We start from the raw sequence: 18,789 nt of genomic DNA, 5'->3' as shown, positions 1-18,789 counted from the left end.
TTCACATCGGTTTTACTGCCTCCTTCATACGCTGAGGCAAGGCGTGTGCAGGCCCCTTTTCCATCAACCCCAGCACCACCTGCAATGCCATGGCGATGGCGCCAACGATGAAGACCACGTCGCCGAAGGTGCGTATCCAGCGCAGGTTCTGCAACAACGGCTGCTGCATGAACGCTTCGCTGCGCGCATACCACAGGCCTTCCGTCACGCTGGCGTGGAACTGGATGATGCCTATCGGCAGCAAGCTGGTAAAGATCATCAGCACCAGGCCCGCATTCAAGCCCCAGAACGCCGTCTTCATCAAGGCAGGGCTGAAGCGGTAGTCGGGCCGCAAATAGCGCAGCACCAGCAAGGTAAAGCCCAGCGCCAGGAAGCCGTACACGCCGAACAGCGCCGCATGCGCATGCACGGGGGTCGTGTTGAGACCCTGGATGTAGTACAGCGCCACGGGCGGATTGATCATGAAACCCAGCACGCCGGCGCCCAGCATGTTCCAGAAGGCGACGGCGACAAAGCACATCATGGGCCAGCGCAACTGCTCCATCCACGGCGCGCGCTCCTTCAAGCGCCAGTTTTCCCACGCTTCATGCCCCAGCACGATCAGCGGCACCACTTCCAGCGCACTGAAGCTCGCGCCGATGGCCATCACGGGCGTGGTGGTGCCGGCGAAGTACAGGTGGTGGAAGGTGCCGGGTATCCCGCCCAACATGAACAGCGAGGCCGATGCCAGGCTGGCCGTCGTGGCCATGCGCACCGACACCAGGCCCAGGGTCGAAAAGATGAAGGCCAGCGCCGTCGTGGCGAACACTTCGAAGAAGCCTTCCACCCACAGGTGCACCACCCACCAGCGCCAGTATTCCATCACGGACAGGTGCGTGCGTTCGCCGTAGAACAGGCCGGCGCCGTAAAACAGGCCGATGGCGCCGACGGATGCGGTCAGCAGCGCCAGCAGGTTCTTGTCGCCGCCCGGCTTGCGCAGGGCCGGCACGACGCCGCGCAGCATCAGCACAAGCCACAGCAGGATGCCGATATATTTACCGATTTGCCACAAGCGTCCCAGGTCCACATATTCATAGCCCTGGTGACCCAGCCAGAAATTCCACTCGGGCGGCATCACTTGCGCAATGGCCAGGTAGTTGCCGATGAACGAACCGACGACGACCGCGACGAGGGCCCAGAACAGCACGTCGACACCGAGGCGCTGCCACTTGGGGTCCTTGCCGCCATTGATCAGGGGCGCGAGGAACAGGCCGGCGGCCAGGAAGCCCGTGGCGATCCAGAACAGCGCGGCCTGGATATGCCAGGTGCGCGTGAGCGCATACGGGAACCAGCGCGACACGTCGACGCCGTAGAACTGCTGCCCTTCCACCGTGTAGTGCGCCGTAAAGCCGCCGATGAAGACCTGGAAGGTAAACAGCGCCACCACGAGGAACAGGTATTTTCCCAGTCCCCGCTGCGAAGGCGTCAGGGCGAACGTGGTGAGCGGATCGCGCGGACCGGCGGCCGGCAGCGCTTCGTCATGGTCGCGCAGGAAGGCCCAGCCCCAGACGAGGAAGCCCACGCCGGCCAGCAGCACCACCACGCTGGCAACCGACCAGACGAGGTTTTCGCCGCTGGGCTGGTTCCCGATCAGCGGTTCATGCGGCCAGTTGTTCGTATAGGTCACTTTCTGGCCAGGGCGCTCGGTGGCGGCGGCCCACGCCGTCCAGAAGAAGAACTGCGACATCTGCGCGCGCCGCTCGGCGCTGGGCAGGGTGTTTTCCTTCATGGCGAAATGCTCGCGGCTGGCGTGCAGCGCCGGCGCGTCGGAGAACAGCTGGTCGTAGTAGTGCGCCGTGTTGGCGATCGCTTGCACGCGGCGCGGCGACAGGCGCAGCACTTGCGCATCATCGGTGCGGTTGCCGCGGTATTCGAGCTTGAGCGCTTCGCGCAGCGCCGCCTGCGCGGGGCCGTCGAGCGCCGCGTACGCCTTGCCATGCTGTTCTTGCGCGGCCAGTTCCAGCCAGGCCGTCAATTCGCGGTGCAGCCAGTCGGCCGTCCAGTCGGGCGCCTGGTAGGCGCCGTGGCCCCAGATGGAACCGAGCTGCATGCCGCCCACCGATTGCCAGGCCGTCTGGCCATCGAGGATGCCCTCGCGGTCGAACAGCTGCCGGCCATCCTGCGCCAGCACTTGCGCGGGAATGGGCGGCGCCTGCCGGTAGACTTCCGTGCCGTAGTAGCCGAGCAGCGAAAACGTCACGATCAGCACACCGATCAGGGTGAACCAGAGTTTTTTGTAGGGACCCATGGGTCTTTCCTTTGTCAGTGCACCACGGCCGGCGCAAAGCGCTCGAACAGGATATTGTTTTCGGTATGGATGTGCGCCATCAGGTCTGCACGGAAGGTGCGCAAGCCCGTGTACAGCGCGCGCCAGGTGGTGCAGGCGCCGGCCGGCGCGGTGATATCGTTCGTCATTGCCTCCATGGCGCGCAAGGCCACGCCATGGTCGTCATGCTCCATGCGCATCACGTTGATGGGCGCGCCGGCCCGGGGCCCCTGGCCGCGCACGATCATCGGAAACAGCACGTCTTCTTCCTTGCGCATGTGGCTTTCCAGCTCCTGCGCCATGGCCGACAGGTGTTCCGCCAACCCGTGCGGACAGTCGGCGCGGTCGCCATGCACCTGCTCGACCTTGCGTGCCAGGCGTATCAACTCGGGCAGCTGCTCGCGGTGCACGGCGTGGTAGCGCGCCAGGATGTGCTCCACCAGTTCGGTGGCCGAGGCCTCCTGCCAGTCAAGCTCGCCGCTGGCGTCAGTCCGTCCTGCCAGCAGTTTCAGTTCCTCGACGATAGGCGCCGTGTCCACGCCGGCCGCTTCGGCCGCCGCGCGCAATGTCTTGTTGCCGCCGCAGCAGAAATCCAGGCGGTGCGCATCGAACAGGCGCGTGGCGCCGGGGATGCGGCGGGCCAGCTGGCCCAGGGATTGTTCGATCAGTTCCATAGATACTCCTTGATGATGAATGTGGTGGTGTTATTGAACGGCGCCCGCGTGGTAGACGCCGGGCACGGCTTCGCCAGTCACTTCCAGCACGCCCACGGCGCCCTTGCCTGCGCGCGACAGCGCATGGTCGACCAGCAGATAGCTGCCAGGGTGCTGTACCTTGAGTTCGACGATGGTCGCGCCGCCCGGCGCCACGAGCGTCGTTTGCACGTCGTGTTTCGGGCTGCTGATCGAGCCTTCGCTGTACACCTTGTCGAAGATCTCGCCGATGATGTGGAACGATGAAATCTTGTTCGGGCCGCCGACGCCGAAATAGATGCGCACCGTCTCGCCGACTTTCGCCTGCAGTTTGTGCGTCTTGCTCAGGGCGCCCACTTCGCCATTGAAGACGTAGTAGTCGGGCAGCTCATTCGCCATTTTTTCCAGGTTCGGCTCCTGGTGCACGGGGGCGCCGTGCGGACGGCCCGTGTACATCTCGCCCTGCATCACGTAGTACTCGCGGTCGACTTTCGACAGGCCGCCTTCCGGTTCGACCAGGATCATGCCGTACATGCCGGCCGCGATATGCTGCGGCACCAGTGGCGTGGCGCAGTGGTACACGAACAGGCCCGGATTGAGCGCCTTGAAGGTGACGGTTTTTTCCTGCCCCGGCGCCACCTGCGTGTGCTGTCCGCCGCCATGGCCGCCCGTCACGGCGTGCAGGTCGATCGAGTGGATCATCTTGCTGTCCTTGGCGTTGAACAGGGTCAGCTCCACCGTGTCGCCCACTTTCGCGCGCAGCATGGGGCCGGGCACCTGGCGATTGAAAGTCCAGTACGTAAAACTGGTACCGTCATCGAGCTTGCCCGGCAGTTCCACCGTCTCCATCCGGTATTTCAGGGTTTGTGGCGCGCGCGCGCCGATGGCGGACGGCACAGAGGCCGGATTGGCCGCCACGTTGACTGCCGAAGGATCGGGGCCGCGCATCGGCGACGGCGCGGGCGTGTACAGGGCCAGCGCGGCGGCCTGGCTCGATTCGCTGGCAGCGCTGCCGGCGCCAGCCACCTTCGGTGCGCCGGCTTCGGCCAGCGAAGTGCCGCTCACTACCAGCTTGCCTTCCATGCCGATCTGGCGGTGGCCGGGGATCGAGCAGTAATAGGTGAACGTGCCGGCGCGCGTGACCTTGAAGCGCACGGTGGTGCTGCCGCTATTGGCGCTGAACTTGGCCGATGCGACGTTCAGTTCCGGGATCAGCAAATCGTGCTCGGCGCCTTCGCCGCTTTTCAGCACGAGTTCCACCGTGTCGCCCACCTTGGCCGCCAGCACGGGGTTGACCTGGCCCTTGGCGTCGATGAACACCATCTTGCCGTCGACGATATTGGTTTGCAGTTCATAGCGCTTGAGCGTTGCGGCTACAGGTTTGGCCGCAGTGGCGGCGGCACTGGCCGGCAGGCTGGCCTGGGCTTGCACGGACAGGGGCATGGCCAGTACGCAGACGGCGGCGGCGATGGCGCGGAGGGAGGGAGTCGTTTTCATCAAGCTTTCCTTGGTCTTGTATGCCGGTTCGGCCCCCTTACCTAGGCAATCCGTGTGCCAGGAAAAACTTGTTTTAAATCAACGATTTGAAAAATGCAGGGTCGGTATGACCCTCTTTGGACGTGGTCCGTTGTACCCTGCATGGTACTTATGACCACCACTGCCATCCACCTGCTGTTACTGACCGACCTGGTCGCCGACCTGCCCGTGGCCGTGCGCCTGCAACGCCTCGTCGGCAGCCTGCGCGCGCACTTCGGCTGCGAAGCCGTGGCCTTGCTGAAAATCGATGGCGAGCACCTGCGCCCCGTGGCGATGGCCGGCCTGGCCAGCGACGCGCTGGGACGCCGCTTCGCCGTCGCCGACCACCCACGCCTGGCCGCCATCCTGCAGCGGCGCGGCGTGCTGTGCTTCCATCACGACAGCTCCCTGCCCGATCCCTACGATGGCCTGATCGCCGAGCGGGCCGGCGAACCGCTGCCCGTGCACGACTGCATGGGCATGGCGCTGGACCTGGAAGGCGAACGCTGGGGCGTGATCACGCTCGACGCGCTGCAGGTGGGCACCTTCGATACCCAGGCGCAGCGCGACCTGGGCGAACTGGCCTGCGCCATCGAGGCGGCCGTGCGCGTGACGCGCCTGGAGACGGAAATCCGCGCCCTGCGCCTGTCGGGCGGCGCCATGCTGGCCGATGCGCAAGCGCCGCGCGAGGAACACGATTTCGTGGGCCAGAGCAGCGCCATCACGCACTTGCTGCACGAATTGCAGGTGGTGGCCGATTCCGAGCTGCCCGTGCTGCTGCTGGGAGAAACGGGCGTGGGCAAGGAACTGTGCGCGCATCGCCTGCACCGGCTGTCGCGCCGTGCCGGCAAGCCCCTGATCCACGTCAATTGCGCGGCCTTGCCCGAGTCCCTGGCCGAAAGCGAATTGTTCGGCCATGTACGCGGCGCGTTTTCCGGCGCCGTCAGCGACCGGCCCGGACGCTTCGAGGCGGCCGAAGGGGGCACCCTGTTTCTCGATGAAGTGGGGGAATTGCCATTGTCGATACAGGCCAAGCTGCTGCGCACCTTGCAAAATGGCGAAATCCAGCGCCTGGGCGCGGACCGGCCGCGCAGGGTCAACGTGCGCGTGATCGCCGCCACCAACCGCAGCCTGCGCGAGCATGTGCGCGACGGTTCGTTCCGCGCCGACCTGTATCACCGTCTATCCGTGTATCCCGTGCCAATTCCGCCGCTGCGCGAGCGGGGCAATGACGTGCTGCTGCTTGCCGGTGGCTTCCTGGAACTGAACCGCGCGCGCCTGGGCTTGCGCAGCCTGCGCCTGTCCGCTGCGGCGGAAAACGCCTTGTGCCATTACCGCTGGCCGGGCAATGTGCGCGAACTGGAACATGTGATCAGCCGGGCCGCGCTGAAAGCCGTGATCCGCGGCGCGGACCGCAAAGAGATAGTAACGCTGGAAACGGATATGCTCGACCTCGATGCGCTGGAAGCGCCGACCGGCGCGGACGCGCTGCCACCAATGTCAGCCGCATGTGGGGCGCCGGCGGCGCCGCTGCTATCGATGCATCAGATCGTGGAGGCGAGCCAGCGCCAGGCCATCCGCCAAGCGCTGGTGCTGCATCAAGATAACTGGGCCGCCGCGGCACGGCAATTGGGACTCGACGCCAGCAATCTGCATAAGCTGGCGCGCCGGGTGGGGCTGAAGGCCTGAGCCGAACTCAAACTCAGCGGTGGATCACCAGGGTGGTCGGCAGGCTGTGCAGGTAGGCGGCCAGGTCCTTGATGTCCTGGTTGCTCAGCGGTTTTACCTGGCCCGTCATGATGGCGTTGTTGCGGCCGTTGGCCTTGTCGCCCCGTTTATATGCCGTCAACGCGTGTTCCAGGTAATCCTTGTGCTGGCCCGCCAGTTTCGGGTACGACGGGTCGATGGGTGAACCGTAATCCTTGCCGTGGCAGGTGGCGCAGCTGTATTTTTCGGCCAGGGCTTTACCTGTATTGATATTGCCGGCGGCGCTGGCGCCAAACGAGACGGTGGCGCAAACGAGGGCGGCGAGTAATTTTTTCATCTGGCTGGTCCTCAGTTCGGCTTGGCTTGTTGCGCATAATACGCGGCGACATCGGCGATATCCTGGTCCGACAGGCTGCTGGCGATACCCTTCATGCTGGGGTGCTTGCGGTCGCCTTTCTTGTAGGCTTGCAGCGCATTCTCGATATATTTTGCCGGCTGGCCGCCGATCATCGGCACCTGGAATACTTCGGGGAAGGTCGCCTTATAACCGGGGATGCCGTGGCAGCCGATACACATTTCCACCTTGGCAGGGGCTGCCTTGGCGTTTCCTACAATGTCAGCCGCTGTGACGGCATTTGCTATGCCGGCAAGCACGAGAAGTGCAAATATTTTTTTCATAGTGGCAATGTGAACAAAGGTAATCGGAGAAACGCCAGAGCTGGTTTTTATTGATTTTATGTATTGACAATTAAGGTTGACAATTAATCTGCTGCTTGCCGATTCTAGCCAAGATATTCTTGCAAGTCCACCTATAAAACCCGCATTGTAGGCAGGCAGGCACAGGCCGTCTGCGTGGCGGTGCGCCACAGTTCTGTTTATACTCACCATTTCCCTACTTTGGCAGACCGCTCATGCAAGCACAGCACACCCAGCAAGGCCAACGCTTCGAAGGTTCCGACAGCTATGTCGCCACCGCCGACCTAAAACTGGCCGTGAATGCGGCGCTGACCCTGCAACGCCCGCTGCTGATCAAGGGCGAACCGGGCACGGGCAAGACCATGCTGGCCGAGGAAGTAGCCGCCGCGCTGAACATGCCGCTGATGCAATGGCATATCAAATCGACCACCAAGGCGCAGCAGGGCCTGTACGAATATGATGCCGTCTCACGCCTGCGCGATTCGCAGCTGGGCGACGAGCGCGTGCGCGACATCCAGAACTACATCGTCAAGGGCGTGCTGTGGCAGGCCTTCACGGCGCCCGAACCGGTGGTGCTGCTGATCGATGAAATCGACAAGGCCGACATCGAATTCCCGAACGACCTGCTGCGCGAACTGGACCGCATGGAATTCTATGTCTACGAAACGCGCGAAATGGTCACGGCGCGCCACCGTCCGCTCGTCATCATCACCTCGAACAACGAAAAGGAATTGCCGGACGCCTTTTTGCGCCGCTGCTTCTTCCACTACATCAAATTCCCGGACAAGGACACGATGGAGCAGATCGTCGCCGTCCATTACCCGCACCTGAAACAGGAATTGCTGGCGCAGGCGCTGCAAACCTTCTATGAAGTACGCGACGTGCCGGGCCTGAAGAAAAAGCCGTCGACATCGGAATTCCTCGACTGGCTCAAGCTCCTGCTGGCCGAAGACATCCCGCTTGACGCGCTGCGCAGCAAGGACAACAAAGCCGTCGTGCCGCCGCTGCACGGGGCGCTGCTGAAAAACGAGCAGGACGTGCACCTGTTCGAGCGCCTGATGTTCATGTCGCGCACCAACCGTTAAGGAGCGCCGGTGAACGACATCAGCCCCGACAAGGTCTTCGTCCCCCTGGAATTGCACGGCATCCGCCTCGAAGCGCTGGCGCCGCACCATGCAGCTGGCTTGCGTGCGGCGGCCATGGATGGCGAACTGTGGAACTTGCGCGTCACCTCCGTGCCCGAGCCGGACCAGGTGGATCAGTACATTTTCAAGGGCATCGAGATGCGCCCTTCGCGCTTCGCCTTTGCCGTCATCGATGTGGCCAGCGGCGAGGTGCTCGGCACCACCAGCTACCACGACGTGGTGCCAGAGATCAAACGCCTGGAAATCGGCTACACCTGGTACGCCAAGCGCTGCCAGCGCAGCCACGTCAACACCACCTGCAAATTGCTGCTTTTGGCGCACGCCTTCGACACGCTCGGCTGCGCGCTGGTGGGCCTGCGCACCGATAATTTCAATCACGCCTCGCAGGCGGCCATCGAACGTCTGGGCGCAAAAAAGGACGGCGTGCTGCGTCACCATGCGCTGCGCCGCGACGGCACCGTGCGCGACACCGTCATGTACAGCATCACGCGCGGCGAGTGGCCGGAGATTGCCGCCCATCTGCGCTACAAGCTGGCGCAGCGCCCCATCGCCGCACTGCCCCGCGCGGGAGAGCCCGCGCCATGCTGATCGACTTCTTCTTCACGCTCAAGGATGCGAAGATTCCCGTCTCGATCAAGGAATTTTTGACCTTGCTTGAAGCGCTGCAAAAGAACGTCATCGGCGCCTCGATGGACGATTTTTACTATCTGGCGCGCCTGACCCTGGTCAAGGATGAAGCCCATTTCGACAAGTTCGACCGCGCGTTTGCGCAGTACTTCAAGGGCGTCAACGCGGCCTTCGACACGAACGCGGCGATTCCCCTCGACTGGCTGTTGAAACGCATGCAGCGCGAGCTGTCCGAGGAACAGAAGGCGCAACTGGAAAAATTCGGCTACGACAAGCTGATGGACCGCCTCAATGAACTGCTGAAGGAACAGAAGGAGCGCCACGAAGGCGGCAGCAAGTGGATCGGCACGGGCGGCACCTCGCCATTCGGCAATGGCGGCACGAACCCGGAAGGCATCCGCATCGGCGGCAAGGGCGGCAACCGCACGGCCGTCAAGGTATGGGAAGCGCGCAGCTACAAGGATTACGACGGCGAGCGCGAACTGGGCACGCGTAACATCAAAGTGGCCTTGCGCCGCCTGCGCAAGTTCGCGCGCGAAGGCGCGGAAGACGAACTGGCGCTGGACGCCACCATCGCCGCGACAGCGAACAATGCGGGCTACCTCGACATCAGGATGCGGCCTGAACGCAAGAACCGCATCAAGGTGCTGATGTTGTTTGATGTCGGCGGCAGCATGGACGACCATATCGAGCGCACCGAAGAACTGTTTTCGGCGGCGAAGACGGAATTCAAGAACATGGAGTTCTTTTACTTCCATAACTGCGTCTACGATTACCTGTGGAAGAACAACCGGCGCCGCAACGCCGAGCGTTTTCCCACCTGGGACGTGCTGCGCAAATACCCGCCCGACACCAAGCTGATTTTTGTCGGTGACGCCACCATGAGTCCCTACGAAATCCTGCAGCCGGGCGGCAGCGTCGAATACAACAACGAGGAAGCGGGATCGACGTGGCTGGCGCGCTTTACCCAGGCGTTCCCGAAATTCATCTGGCTCAATCCCGAATCGGAAGGCTTGTGGCAGTACCGCCAGTCGATCGGCGTGATGCGGCAGTTGATGAACAACCGTATGTTCCCCCTGTCGATCGACGGGCTGGAACGGGGCATGCGTCTGCTCAGTAAATAAAAACGCGCAACAAAAAGTCCATGGCGGCAGGGGGCCGCCATGCCGTACACTGCGACACGGCACTACCGTGCGGAGCATCTCCGCTGCGGGCGGGTACCATACGCTGATACCAGCCCTGCCCAACCTGCTGCATCCTGTGCGCGGCCGCCATGGCCGCGACACTGTTCGATTGCGCACATCGTGCGCGCCTTCTGCTCCGGTAGAATCGGCGCATCGCTCTGCGCAAACCATGCACCACCGCTGCACCATGACATTGCCGCGCCAGCCCCCGTGCTGCCGGCCGGTGCCAGCGCCATTTTCAAAGGAATGAGCATGCAAAGTCTGATCTCGATCGCCGCCGACCTGTCCTGGCCGTTCGCCATCACCCTGGCCTGGGTGGTGGGCGAATTCGGCCACCGCTGGACTGGCCTGCCGCGCATCAGTTTTTACGGCGTGATCGGTTTCGTCCTCGCGCAGACGCAGGTGGGCATCCTGCCGCAGACGGACGCCGGCCCCATGCTGGTGCTGGCCGACGTCGCCTTCGGCCTGATCCTGTTCGAAGTCGGCTACCGCATCAACCTGCGGTGGCTGAAGAACAATCCGTGGATCGCCGTCACGGGCCTGGTCGAATCCTTGCTGACCTTTGCCGTCGTCTACTTCATCGGCATCGAATTCGGCAGCACCTCGATGACGGCGCTGCTGCTGGCATCGCTCGCCATGTCCACCTCGCCGGCCACCATCATGCGCGTCATCAACGAGGAACGCAGCTCGGGCCAGGTCACGGAACGCATCGTCCACCTCACCGCATTGAATTGCGTGCTGGCCGTCTTCACATTCAACATCATCGTCGGCTTCTGGATGTTCCAGAGTTCCACCGACCTGATTGAGGCAAGCAGCAGCAGCGCCGCCGTGCTGGCCGCTTCCGTGGCCGCCGGCACCGTCTTCGGCATCGTCGTGCCGGCCATGCTGCGCCGCCTGGGCAACATGGCGCAGGATGCCACCGTGGCCTTCGCGCTGTCTGTGATGCTGCTCGTCGCACTGACCTACACCACCAGCCTGTCGCCGCTCCTGGCCACGCTCACCTTCGGCCTGGTGGCGCGCCACCGCAGAGTCGCCTTCAGCCAGGCGCAGCGCAATTTCGGCGCGCTGGGCGAGCTGCTGACGGTGCTGCTGTTCGTGTATGCCGCCTCGACCCTGGAATGGGCCAGCGTGGCGGCCGGCGCGGGTCTGGCCCTGGCCGTCGTCGGCGGTCGATTGCTGACGAAGGTCGTCGGCGTGGCCGCGTTTTCGCATGTGAGCGGCATTTCCTGGCGCAAGGGCGTGCTGACGGGCGTGGCGCTGACGCCCGTCTCCGTCTTCATCATCCTGCTGCTGGAACACGCGCGCCAGCATGGCGTGAACTTCGGCGATGAATTGAACGCCCTGGCCGCCATCACCCTGGGCCTGGAACTGGTCGGCCCCGTGCTGGTGCAGCGCGTGCTGATGCTGGCCAAAGAAACCCACGAAATCAAGGAGCGCTAAATGCCGCTGGAACCCTTTGGCCAATCGGCCGCGCTGACCTTCGGCGTCGAACTCGAACTGCAGCTGGTAAACCTGTCGGACTATGATTTGACGGCCGCCAGCCCCGACCTGCTGCATCTGCTGAACAAAAAACCGTTCCCCGGCAACGTCACGCCGGAAATCACCGAGAGCATGATCGAGATTAACTCGAGCGTGCATACGCATCACGGCCCGCTGCTGGCGCAGTTGCAGGAGATCCGCGACACCCTGATCACGGCCGGCGACAAGCTCAATATCGGCATCGCGGGCGGCGGCACGCACCCATTCCAGCAATGGTCATCGCAAAAGATCTTTTCCAAGCCCCGCTTCCAGGAAATCTCGGAACTGTACGGCTACCTGGCCAAGCAGTTCACCATCTTCGGCCAGCACGTGCACATCGGCTGCGCCTCAGGCGACGACGCCATGTTCCTGCTGCATTCGCTGAACCGCTACATCCCCCACTTCATCGCCCTGTCGGCGTCCTCGCCCTACGTGCAGGGGCGCGATACCCTGTTCGATTCGGCCCGCCTGAACTCCGTGTTCGCGTTTCCCATGAGCGGGCGCGCGCCGTTCACCCTCAGTTGGGACCAGTTCTCCAACGAGTATTTCGCCAAGATGGAGAACACGGGCATCATCAAGAGCATGAAGGACTTTTACTGGGATATCCGTCCCAAGCCGGAATTCGGCACCATCGAACTGCGCGTGTGCGACACGCCGCTGACGGTGGAACGGGCCGCCGCGCTGGCCGCCTACCTGCAGGCCCTGTGCCGCTATCTGCTGGAGCGCAAGGAAACCCCACCGGTGGAAGACGATTACCTCGTATATAACTACAACCGCTTCCAGGCTTGCCGCTTCGGCCTCGATGGCGCCATCACGCATCCGAAAACCTACGAGACGATGTCGCTGCGCGAAGACATCATGACCACCCTGCGCAAGATGGAACCGCACGCCGAGGCGCTGGGCAGCACGCCGGCCCTGAAACACCTGTCGGACGTGGCCAAGCAATGGAGCGACGCACAATACCTGCGCAAGCAGCGCAATGTGCAGGGCAGCGCCGAGGGGATGGTCGATTCGGCCATCAGATGTTTTCGTGGTGAACCCATGAACTATTGAGGATGCCTGGCCAAACCTACTGCGCGTCGGCATAGGCGGCCTGCGATGCTCACCGTACTTATAGTACGGTTGCGCTTCTCGACCGCCTCGCCCTTTCGCTCGCGACGGTTTTGCCAGTCATCGTGACTTTTACCCCAACAACGCAAACCCAAAAAAACCACACCCCATCTCCCCGTCATTTACAGCCACCTCCCCCGCTTGTTACAATAAGTGAGAATGATTCTTATTATTGTTTAAAAACACCAGTCCACCCGGACCGGCCATGCAAGGGGAACGCGATGCCGCTGGCAGAGCCGCTACAACGCCAGGACATCGCGACACTGTATGCCGACCACCATGGCTGGCTGCAGGGCTGGCTGCGCAAGAAGCTGGGCAGCACGGCGTGCGCGGCCGATGTGGCGCATGACACCTTCGTGCGCCTGCTCGACCGCGAAGACGCCGTCGCCGCGCGCGAGCCGCGTGCCTTGCTCGCCACCGTCGCGCAGCGTGTGCTGTTCAACCATTACCGCCGTCAGAAACTGGAACAGGCTTACCTCGACGTGCTGGCGCAACTGCCGCCCCGGCATGCGCCATCGCCCGAGGAACGGGCGCTGCTGCTGGCCACCGTGTTTGAACTCGACCGCATGCTCGACGGCTTGCCGCCTCCCGTGAAACGGGCTTTTTTGCTACGCCAGCTCGACGAACTGCCGCAGGAAGACATCGCGCGCCAGCTCGGCATCTCGCTGGCGACAGTCAAACGCCATTTGCAGCGGGCCGGCAGCGCCACGCAGGCGTGGCAGCAGCTGCAAACGCAGCATGAACACCTGCCGCCCGCCATGCACGCGACCCTGCTGCGCGCCTGCGTGCAGGCGAATGCGCCGCGCCGCCACGCCGTCAAGACGCTGGCACTGCTGCTGGCCTGCGGCGCCTCGCTGTATGCGTTTGAGCGCCGCAGCCCATGGCGCGGCTGGATGGCCGACTATCGCACGGCTGTCAACCAGCGCCGCGTGGTCACCCTGGCCGACGGCACGCAACTCACGCTCAACACCAGCAGCGCCGTGAATATCGTTTACGACGGCGCGCAGCGCCGCATCGAACTGCTGGCCGGGGAAATCTTCATCGCCACCGGCAAGGATGGTGAGCAGCGCCCCTTCTTCGTCGGCACGCCGCACGGCAGCCTGCAGGCGCTGGGTACGCGCTTCACCGTGCGCCTGCACGAAGGCTATGCCAGCGCCGGCGTGCTCGAAGGCGCCGTCGCCGTGCTGGCCGATGATGGCGCCCAGCGCCTGGTGCTGCGTCCCGGCGAAGGCGCCCATTTCGACGGCACCGGCTTGCACCGCCAGGCGCTGGCGCCGTATGGCGGCGCGTGGCTCAATGGCATGCTGGTGGCGCGCGACATGCGCCTGGCCGATTTCCTCGCCGAGCTGTCGCGCTACAGCGACCATCCGCTGGGCTGCGCGCCCGCCATCGCCGGCTTGCGCGTGTCCGGTTCCTACCCGCTGGCCGATGTCGGCGCCATCCTCGATGCCGTCAGCGCCAGCCTGCAACTGCGGCGCAATACCGTCACGCGCTTCTGGGGCCATCAGGTGGTGCGCATCGAACTGGCGGCCCACTGAAAAATATTTTCTGCAAAGTGAGCTGTTTCGCCGTGCTCGCGTGACTTGGAAGATAGGCAGTCTCCATCTTGCGCATCCACGAAAGGTTTTATTCCATGCACCACGCTTCGCGTTCCCTCCTCACCCGCACCGTCCTGGCCTGCGCCCTGTCGCAGATCGGCATGGTCCTGGCCCTGCCGGCATTCGCCCAGGCGCAAAGCCAGCAAGTGCGCGTCTACAGCATTCCGGCCGGCGCGCTGGGCGACGTGCTGACGCGCTTCGGCAGCGACAGCGCCATTTTATTGTCGTTCTCCAGCGACACCACGCAGGGCTTGCGCAGCGCCGGCCTGCAAGGCAGCTATGGCGTGCACGATGGTTTCCGCGTGCTGCTGGCCGGCAGCGGCCTGCAAGCCGTGCCGCAATCGAACGGCGGCTACCTGCTGCAAAAAATTCCCGCCAGCGGCGGCACACCTTCGGCGGACAGCCGCGGCGTGGCCGTCATGGGCGGCGTCACCGTGGTGGCGACGGCCGAGCGCAGCGCCGCCACCAGCGGCACGGGCAGCTATACGGGCGGCCCCGCCAACGGCGCCACGGGCCTGGCCTTGACGCAGCGTGAAACGCCGCAGTCGCTGACCATCGTCACGCGCCAGCAGATGGATGACCAGAACAGCAGCGCCGTCTCCGACGTCATGAAAAACGTCAATGGCGTGAGCGTGCAAAACTACGACAGCGATCGCTGGAGCTTCCAGGCGCGCGGCTTTGCCGTCACCAATTTCCAGTACGACGGCGTGTCGGCCATCTATGACGGCGTCTACGACTGGGGCACGACGAACAGTGACATGGCCATCTACGACCGCATCGAAGTGCTGAAAGGCGCGACGGGCCTGATGAGCGGTTCGGGCGACCCGTCGGCCACCGTCAACATGGTGCGCAAGCGCCCCACCGCCAGCTTCGAAGGTTCGGCCACCCTGGGCGCGGGATCGTGGGATAACTACCGCGGCGAAGCCGATGTCTCCGGCCCCCTCAATGAAAACCGCTCGGTGCGCGGCCGCCTGGTGGGCGCCTACCAGGACAAACACTCCTACCTGGACCGCTACAAGCAGCAGAAATCGGTCGCCTACGGCATCATCGAGGCGGACCTGACACCCGTCACTCTGCTGACGGCCGGCTTCACGCACCAGGATTACAAACCGCGCGGCTCCACCTGGACGGGCTTTCCCCTGATGTTTTCCGACGGCACGCGCACGAACTTTCCCACCTCGTGGAATCCTGCCACCGACTGGAGCCGCCGCGACATGCAGAACACCACCCTATTCACGTCGCTGGAACACAGCTTCGCCAACGCGTGGAAAGTGAAATTGAGCGCCAACCAGTTGCGCAGCAAGCATGACAGCGTGTTGAGCTCGGTCAGCGGCGGCTATCCTGACCCCGTCACAGGGGAAGGCGCCAGCTTCTACATGGGCAAATACGCGGGCGACCGCCGCCAGACTACCTTCAACGTGGACGCCAGCGGCCCGTTTACCCTGTTCGGTCGCCAGCATGAAGCCATGCTGGGTTATTCTTCATCGACGGCCAAGCAGGACGGCCCCGTCTACAAATCGGTCTATCCGCCCCTGGACGGCAGCTACTTCGACTGGCGCGGCCAGTATGCGGAGCCGGCGTTCGAACACCAGGGCAACGACAACGACAGCACGCGCCAGAGCGGCCTGTATGGCGCCGTGCGCCTGCGCCCGAGCGATGCACTATCGGTAATCGTCGGCACGCGGATCAGCAACTACAAGATGGACCAGAAGCGCAGCTTATTCGACAATGCCACGCCCAGCCATACGCGCATGGACGAAAGCGGCGTCATCACGCCGTATGCGGGCATCGTGTATGACCTCGACAACACCTATTCCGTGTTCGGCAGCTACACGAGCATCTTTGCGCCGCAAAGCAGCCGCGACGTGAAGCGCAACTTCCTCGCACCCGTGCGCGGCAAGGGTGTGGAAGCGGGTGTGAAGGCAGAGTATCTCGATGGCAAGGTCAATGCCAGCGCGTCCCTGTTCCATATCCGTCAAAGCAATGTGGCCAGTTCCGTGGGTGAAGTCAACGGCGAAGTAGCGTATACAGCCATCGATGGCGTCACCAGCCGCGGCGTGGAAATGGAAGTGACGGGCGAGGTGCTGAAGGATGTGAAACTGAGCGCCGGCTACACGTATGCACATGTGCGCGACAAGGATGGCAAGGCAGTGTTCGCAGAAACGATGAAAACCACGCAGCCGGCCCACCTGGCAAGAATGCAAGGCAGCTGGCGCCTGCCGGCCAGCCTGGACAAAGTGACGGTGGGCGGCGGCCTGACCTGGCAAAGCAGTTTCCACGGCGAGGTCTGGAATCCTGCCGTCAACGACAATGCGCGCCTGAAGCAGGGCAGCTATGCATTGGTCAACCTGCTGGGCCGCTATGACATCAGCAAGAACGTCACGGCCAGCCTGAACGTCAACAACCTGATGAACAAAAAATACCTGACGGGTCTGGGCCTGTTCGGAACAGGTTTTTATGGCGAACCGCGCAATGTGATGTTCACCGTGCGCACGAAGTTTTAACGCGAAGTTCCAGCTAAGCGCAGTACAGCGCCAGCGCCCACGCTGGCGGGCGTAAATCCAGCGCCAGCGACAGGTAAGCGGGATCGAAGCGCGCCGCCAGCAGGTACACATTGGCGGCGCCCTTCGGCTCCCAATTACCCGTAAAACCCTTTTCGCCGGCCGCCACGCGCTTGCGGTCGAAGGGCACGGCGCTTTTGGCGAATTCCTCGTGCGTCTTTTTGCCCTGCGCATACGGCGCCAGCCAGGCCAGCGCCTCGGCCAGGCGCTTCGCTTCCGGCGCGCCATACCAGTCGTCGCCATGCGCCTGCGCCATCAGGGCCGTCGTCAGCAGTGGCTCCAGACTGTAGGTGGTGTAATGCAGGGCGTCGCGCTGCTCGAAGTCGAAGGGCACGCCGCCGGCGCCGATATTGCGCGGCACGTGCGCCAGGAAACGCTCTTTCGCCCTCGCGATCAGCAAGGTCTCGCCCGTGACATACGCGGCGGCCGTGCCGATCTTGATGCGGTGGCTGTGCCAGTTGTTGCGCGCCGTGGACGGGCCGCCCACCTTGATGGGATCACTCAGATACCCGTGCGCCAGGGTGCGGCAAAACGCCTGCACCTGCTCGCGCTCGACGCCGGTCAAACGTTCCTGCACCAGGTCAAAACCCATCAGCAGGCTGGCCAGCTCCGTCTCGTCGACGGGACTGAACGACGGCTGGTAGCTGCCGCTCCAGGCCAGCAGCAGCTGGCGCGCCGCCTCGAAATGCCCCATCTCGCCCGACAGCCGCCAGGCCAGCGCCTGCAAGCGTGCCTGGCGCCAGTCTTCCTGCGCCTGCTGGCTGGTCTCGCGTCCGCCCTCTCCCTTCAGCAAGCCACCGGTGCGCACTTCGGCCATCAGGTGCACGGGCCGCGCCGCATCCTTGCGCGCCGCCTTGACCACCTGTTCCGCAATGGCCGGCGCCACCCGCGCCTTGAGCGTGCGGGCGCGCGCGGCGGAGCTCAGCGCAAACGGCAGCGCGCCTTCATGCGGGCGCGGCGCCGCGCGCAAGCCCGCCAGGGGCAGCGCCAGCAGGCTGGCCAGCACAGCGCGCCGGCGGATCAGATGCGTACTCAAAACCGCGTCTCCCGCGCCGCGCGCAAAAAGTTATCGAGGATGGGCGTGCAATCGAGCAGTTCGACGCCGCCCGCCGAATGGAATTCCGGGTGCCACTGCAAGCCCATGACGAAGCGCGCCCGCTGGTAGCGGATGGCTTCGACGATATTGTCGCCTTGCGAATATGCTTCCACGGTGACGTCGCGTCCCAGGTCCTTGACCGACTGGTGGTGGATGGAATTGACGAGCGCCTCGCCCGTCTTCGGAAACATGCCCGCCAAGGACGAGCCTTTCGGGAAGACGATGGTGTGGCGGTGGCGGTCATACAGGTCGTTGACGTGCGAGGTGGCCCCTTCCACGTCCGAGGCGATGTCCTGATACAGCGTGCCGCCAAAGCCCACGTTGATCAGTTGGCAGCCGCGGCATATACCCAGCACGGGTTTCCCCGCATCGACGAATTCGTGTAGCAATTCCAGCTCGTACAGGTCGCGCGCGCGGTCGCCGTTCCATTCCGGCCGCGTGGCCGCCTCGGAATACGTCTGCGGCGAGACGTCGGCGCCGCCCTGCAGCACCAGGCCATCGAGGTGGCGCGCATAGTGGCGCAGGGTGATGTTACTCGGATGTAGCTGGCCACTGGTATTGACGGTCGGGATCATGAACACCAGCACGTCGCGCGACATGACCCACTGGGCGATCGACTCTTCCAGGTATTGCAGGTTCTTGCTGCGCAGGCCAGTGGCGCCCGGCTCCGGGTGGAAAATACGCGCCGAGATGCCGATGCGCAGGGTGCGTCGCATGAAATCGCGGCTGGCCTTGTCGCGCATGGAGCGGTAGCGCGACGAGATCACCCGCCAGGCCAGCGCCAGGGGCGTGTCGTTATCCTTCAGGTAGCGGGGAGCGGCGTCGCGCGCACGGTGCTCCTCATCGGGTGCCCGGCGGCCCACCCGGTCGGGCCGCGACGGCGCCGACGCTGCGGCATCGGTGGAAGGGGGAAGCTGGGGATCTTTTTCGTCTGACATGGCGGGGCTGACTGAAAGCGGAGAACGGTTTCAATATAAACCCCTGCTTCCGAAAGCACGATTCAATTTTGTAACAAAAGCATACCCGCGGGGCGTC

Annotated in this window: 15 protein-coding genes and 1 pseudogene; 9 read left to right on the top strand and 7 right to left on the bottom strand. The window is 63.7% G+C overall.

Annotated features, from left to right (window positions below; translation table 11 throughout):
- Position 1: 1 nt before the first annotated feature.
- From SJI03_RS02235 to nirK, 3 genes are read right to left on the bottom strand one after another with little or no spacing between them, the layout of a single operon-like run.
- Positions 2-2,287 carry a nitric-oxide reductase large subunit gene (locus SJI03_RS02235; RefSeq protein WP_322426115.1) on the bottom strand — a complete coding sequence of 762 codons (2,286 nt, stop codon included), beginning with the start codon at positions 2,285-2,287 and terminating at the stop codon, positions 2-4.
- 14 nt (positions 2,288-2,301) lie between these two features.
- Entirely contained in the window at positions 2,302-2,979 is a 678-nt protein-coding gene (gene ytfE / locus SJI03_RS02230; RefSeq protein ID WP_035822177.1) for an iron-sulfur cluster repair protein YtfE, read from the bottom strand.
- Between the two features lie 30 nt (positions 2,980-3,009).
- Positions 3,010-4,494, bottom strand: a complete 1,485-nt coding sequence (gene nirK / locus SJI03_RS02225; RefSeq protein WP_322426114.1) for a copper-containing nitrite reductase — start codon at positions 4,492-4,494, stop codon at positions 3,010-3,012.
- Between the two features lie 150 nt (positions 4,495-4,644).
- Here nirK and norR point away from each other — a divergent pair, with 150 nt between their 5' ends.
- Positions 4,645-6,201 carry a nitric oxide reductase transcriptional regulator NorR gene (gene norR, locus SJI03_RS02220; protein WP_322426113.1) on the top strand — a complete coding sequence of 519 codons (1,557 nt, stop codon included), beginning with the start codon at positions 4,645-4,647 and terminating at the stop codon, positions 6,199-6,201.
- 13 nt (positions 6,202-6,214) lie between these two features.
- Here the strand turns inward: norR and SJI03_RS02215 are convergent, their stop codons facing one another.
- The gene (locus SJI03_RS02215; protein WP_322426112.1) at positions 6,215-6,556 is read right to left on the bottom strand and encodes a cytochrome c; all 342 of its coding nucleotides are present in this window, start codon (positions 6,554-6,556) and stop codon (positions 6,215-6,217) included.
- A gap of 11 nt (positions 6,557-6,567) precedes the next feature.
- Positions 6,568-6,897 (bottom strand): c-type cytochrome, encoded by a 330-nt coding sequence (locus SJI03_RS02210; RefSeq protein ID WP_046684254.1) that lies wholly within the window; start codon positions 6,895-6,897, stop codon positions 6,568-6,570.
- Positions 6,898-7,130: 233 nt separating this feature from the next.
- Between SJI03_RS02210 and SJI03_RS02205 the strand changes: the two genes are divergently transcribed.
- From SJI03_RS02205 to SJI03_RS02170, 8 genes and pseudogenes are all read left to right on the top strand, one after another.
- Positions 7,131-8,000, top strand: coding sequence for a MoxR family ATPase (locus SJI03_RS02205; protein WP_322426111.1), 870 nt, complete (start codon positions 7,131-7,133; stop codon positions 7,998-8,000).
- A 9-nt stretch (positions 8,001-8,009) separates the two neighbouring features.
- Positions 8,010-8,648, top strand: coding sequence for a GNAT family protein (locus SJI03_RS02200; protein ID WP_322426110.1), 639 nt, complete (start codon positions 8,010-8,012; stop codon positions 8,646-8,648).
- A complete protein-coding gene (locus tag SJI03_RS02195; RefSeq protein ID WP_099376503.1) occupies positions 8,642-9,811 on the top strand; it encodes a vWA domain-containing protein in 1,170 nt (389 codons plus the stop codon). The genes SJI03_RS02200 and SJI03_RS02195 overlap by 7 nt, the downstream gene beginning before the upstream one ends.
- Before the next feature lie 312 nt (positions 9,812-10,123).
- Complete coding sequence (locus SJI03_RS02190; RefSeq protein WP_034780723.1) at positions 10,124-11,311, top strand: cation:proton antiporter; 1,188 nt, start codon at positions 10,124-10,126, stop codon at positions 11,309-11,311.
- Complete coding sequence (locus SJI03_RS02185; protein WP_322426108.1) at positions 11,312-12,442, top strand: YbdK family carboxylate-amine ligase; 1,131 nt, start codon at positions 11,312-11,314, stop codon at positions 12,440-12,442.
- 278 nt (positions 12,443-12,720) lie between these two features.
- Positions 12,721-13,203: pseudogene (locus SJI03_RS02180) on the top strand (sigma-70 family RNA polymerase sigma factor); the annotation flags it as partial.
- Between the two features lie 54 nt (positions 13,204-13,257).
- Entirely contained in the window at positions 13,258-14,037 is a 780-nt protein-coding gene (locus SJI03_RS02175; RefSeq protein ID WP_322426427.1) for a FecR family protein, read from the top strand.
- 95 nt (positions 14,038-14,132) lie between these two features.
- Positions 14,133-16,601, top strand: a complete 2,469-nt coding sequence (locus tag SJI03_RS02170) for a TonB-dependent siderophore receptor (protein ID WP_322426107.1) — start codon at positions 14,133-14,135, stop codon at positions 16,599-16,601.
- A 13-nt stretch (positions 16,602-16,614) separates the two neighbouring features.
- On the opposite strand, the gene SJI03_RS02165 is transcribed toward SJI03_RS02170, so the two are convergent.
- Positions 16,615-17,694, bottom strand: a complete 1,080-nt coding sequence (locus SJI03_RS02165; RefSeq protein WP_322426106.1) for an alginate lyase family protein — start codon at positions 17,692-17,694, stop codon at positions 16,615-16,617.
- Positions 17,691-18,692 (bottom strand): gamma-glutamyl-gamma-aminobutyrate hydrolase family protein, encoded by a 1,002-nt coding sequence (locus SJI03_RS02160; protein ID WP_099376498.1) that lies wholly within the window; start codon positions 18,690-18,692, stop codon positions 17,691-17,693. The genes SJI03_RS02165 and SJI03_RS02160 overlap by 4 nt, the downstream gene beginning before the upstream one ends.
- Positions 18,693-18,789 lie beyond the last annotated feature (97 nt).

The sequence above is a fragment of the Janthinobacterium sp. GMG1 genome, assembly GCF_034427795.1.
Lineage (GTDB): Bacteria > Pseudomonadota > Gammaproteobacteria > Burkholderiales > Burkholderiaceae_D > Janthinobacterium.
Note: the sequence above shows the minus strand (reverse complement) of the source record. Positions and strands in the feature narration are given on the sequence as shown.

What these genes read in the sequence shown, in the direction of transcription:
- nirK (WP_322426114.1), bottom strand. Translation starts at nt 4,494, where the DNA reads ATGAAAACGACTCCCTCCCTCCGCGCCATCGCCGCCGCCGTCTGCGTA.
- SJI03_RS02190 (WP_034780723.1), top strand. Translation starts at nt 10,124, where the DNA reads ATGCAAAGTCTGATCTCGATCGCCGCCGACCTGTCCTGGCCGTTCGCC.
- SJI03_RS02195 (WP_099376503.1), top strand. Translation starts at nt 8,642, where the DNA reads ATGCTGATCGACTTCTTCTTCACGCTCAAGGATGCGAAGATTCCCGTC.
- SJI03_RS02160 (WP_099376498.1), bottom strand. Translation starts at nt 18,692, where the DNA reads ATGTCAGACGAAAAAGATCCCCAGCTTCCCCCTTCCACCGATGCCGCA.
- ytfE (WP_035822177.1), bottom strand. Translation starts at nt 2,979, where the DNA reads ATGGAACTGATCGAACAATCCCTGGGCCAGCTGGCCCGCCGCATCCCC.
- SJI03_RS02215 (WP_322426112.1), bottom strand. Translation starts at nt 6,556, where the DNA reads ATGAAAAAATTACTCGCCGCCCTCGTTTGCGCCACCGTCTCGTTTGGC.
- SJI03_RS02210 (WP_046684254.1), bottom strand. Translation starts at nt 6,897, where the DNA reads ATGAAAAAAATATTTGCACTTCTCGTGCTTGCCGGCATAGCAAATGCC.
- norR (WP_322426113.1), top strand. Translation starts at nt 4,645, where the DNA reads ATGACCACCACTGCCATCCACCTGCTGTTACTGACCGACCTGGTCGCC.
- SJI03_RS02170 (WP_322426107.1), top strand. Translation starts at nt 14,133, where the DNA reads ATGCACCACGCTTCGCGTTCCCTCCTCACCCGCACCGTCCTGGCCTGC.
- SJI03_RS02185 (WP_322426108.1), top strand. Translation starts at nt 11,312, where the DNA reads ATGCCGCTGGAACCCTTTGGCCAATCGGCCGCGCTGACCTTCGGCGTC.
- SJI03_RS02175 (WP_322426427.1), top strand. Translation starts at nt 13,258, where the DNA reads ATGCACGCGACCCTGCTGCGCGCCTGCGTGCAGGCGAATGCGCCGCGC.
- SJI03_RS02235 (WP_322426115.1), bottom strand. Translation starts at nt 2,287, where the DNA reads ATGGGTCCCTACAAAAAACTCTGGTTCACCCTGATCGGTGTGCTGATC.
- SJI03_RS02205 (WP_322426111.1), top strand. Translation starts at nt 7,131, where the DNA reads ATGCAAGCACAGCACACCCAGCAAGGCCAACGCTTCGAAGGTTCCGAC.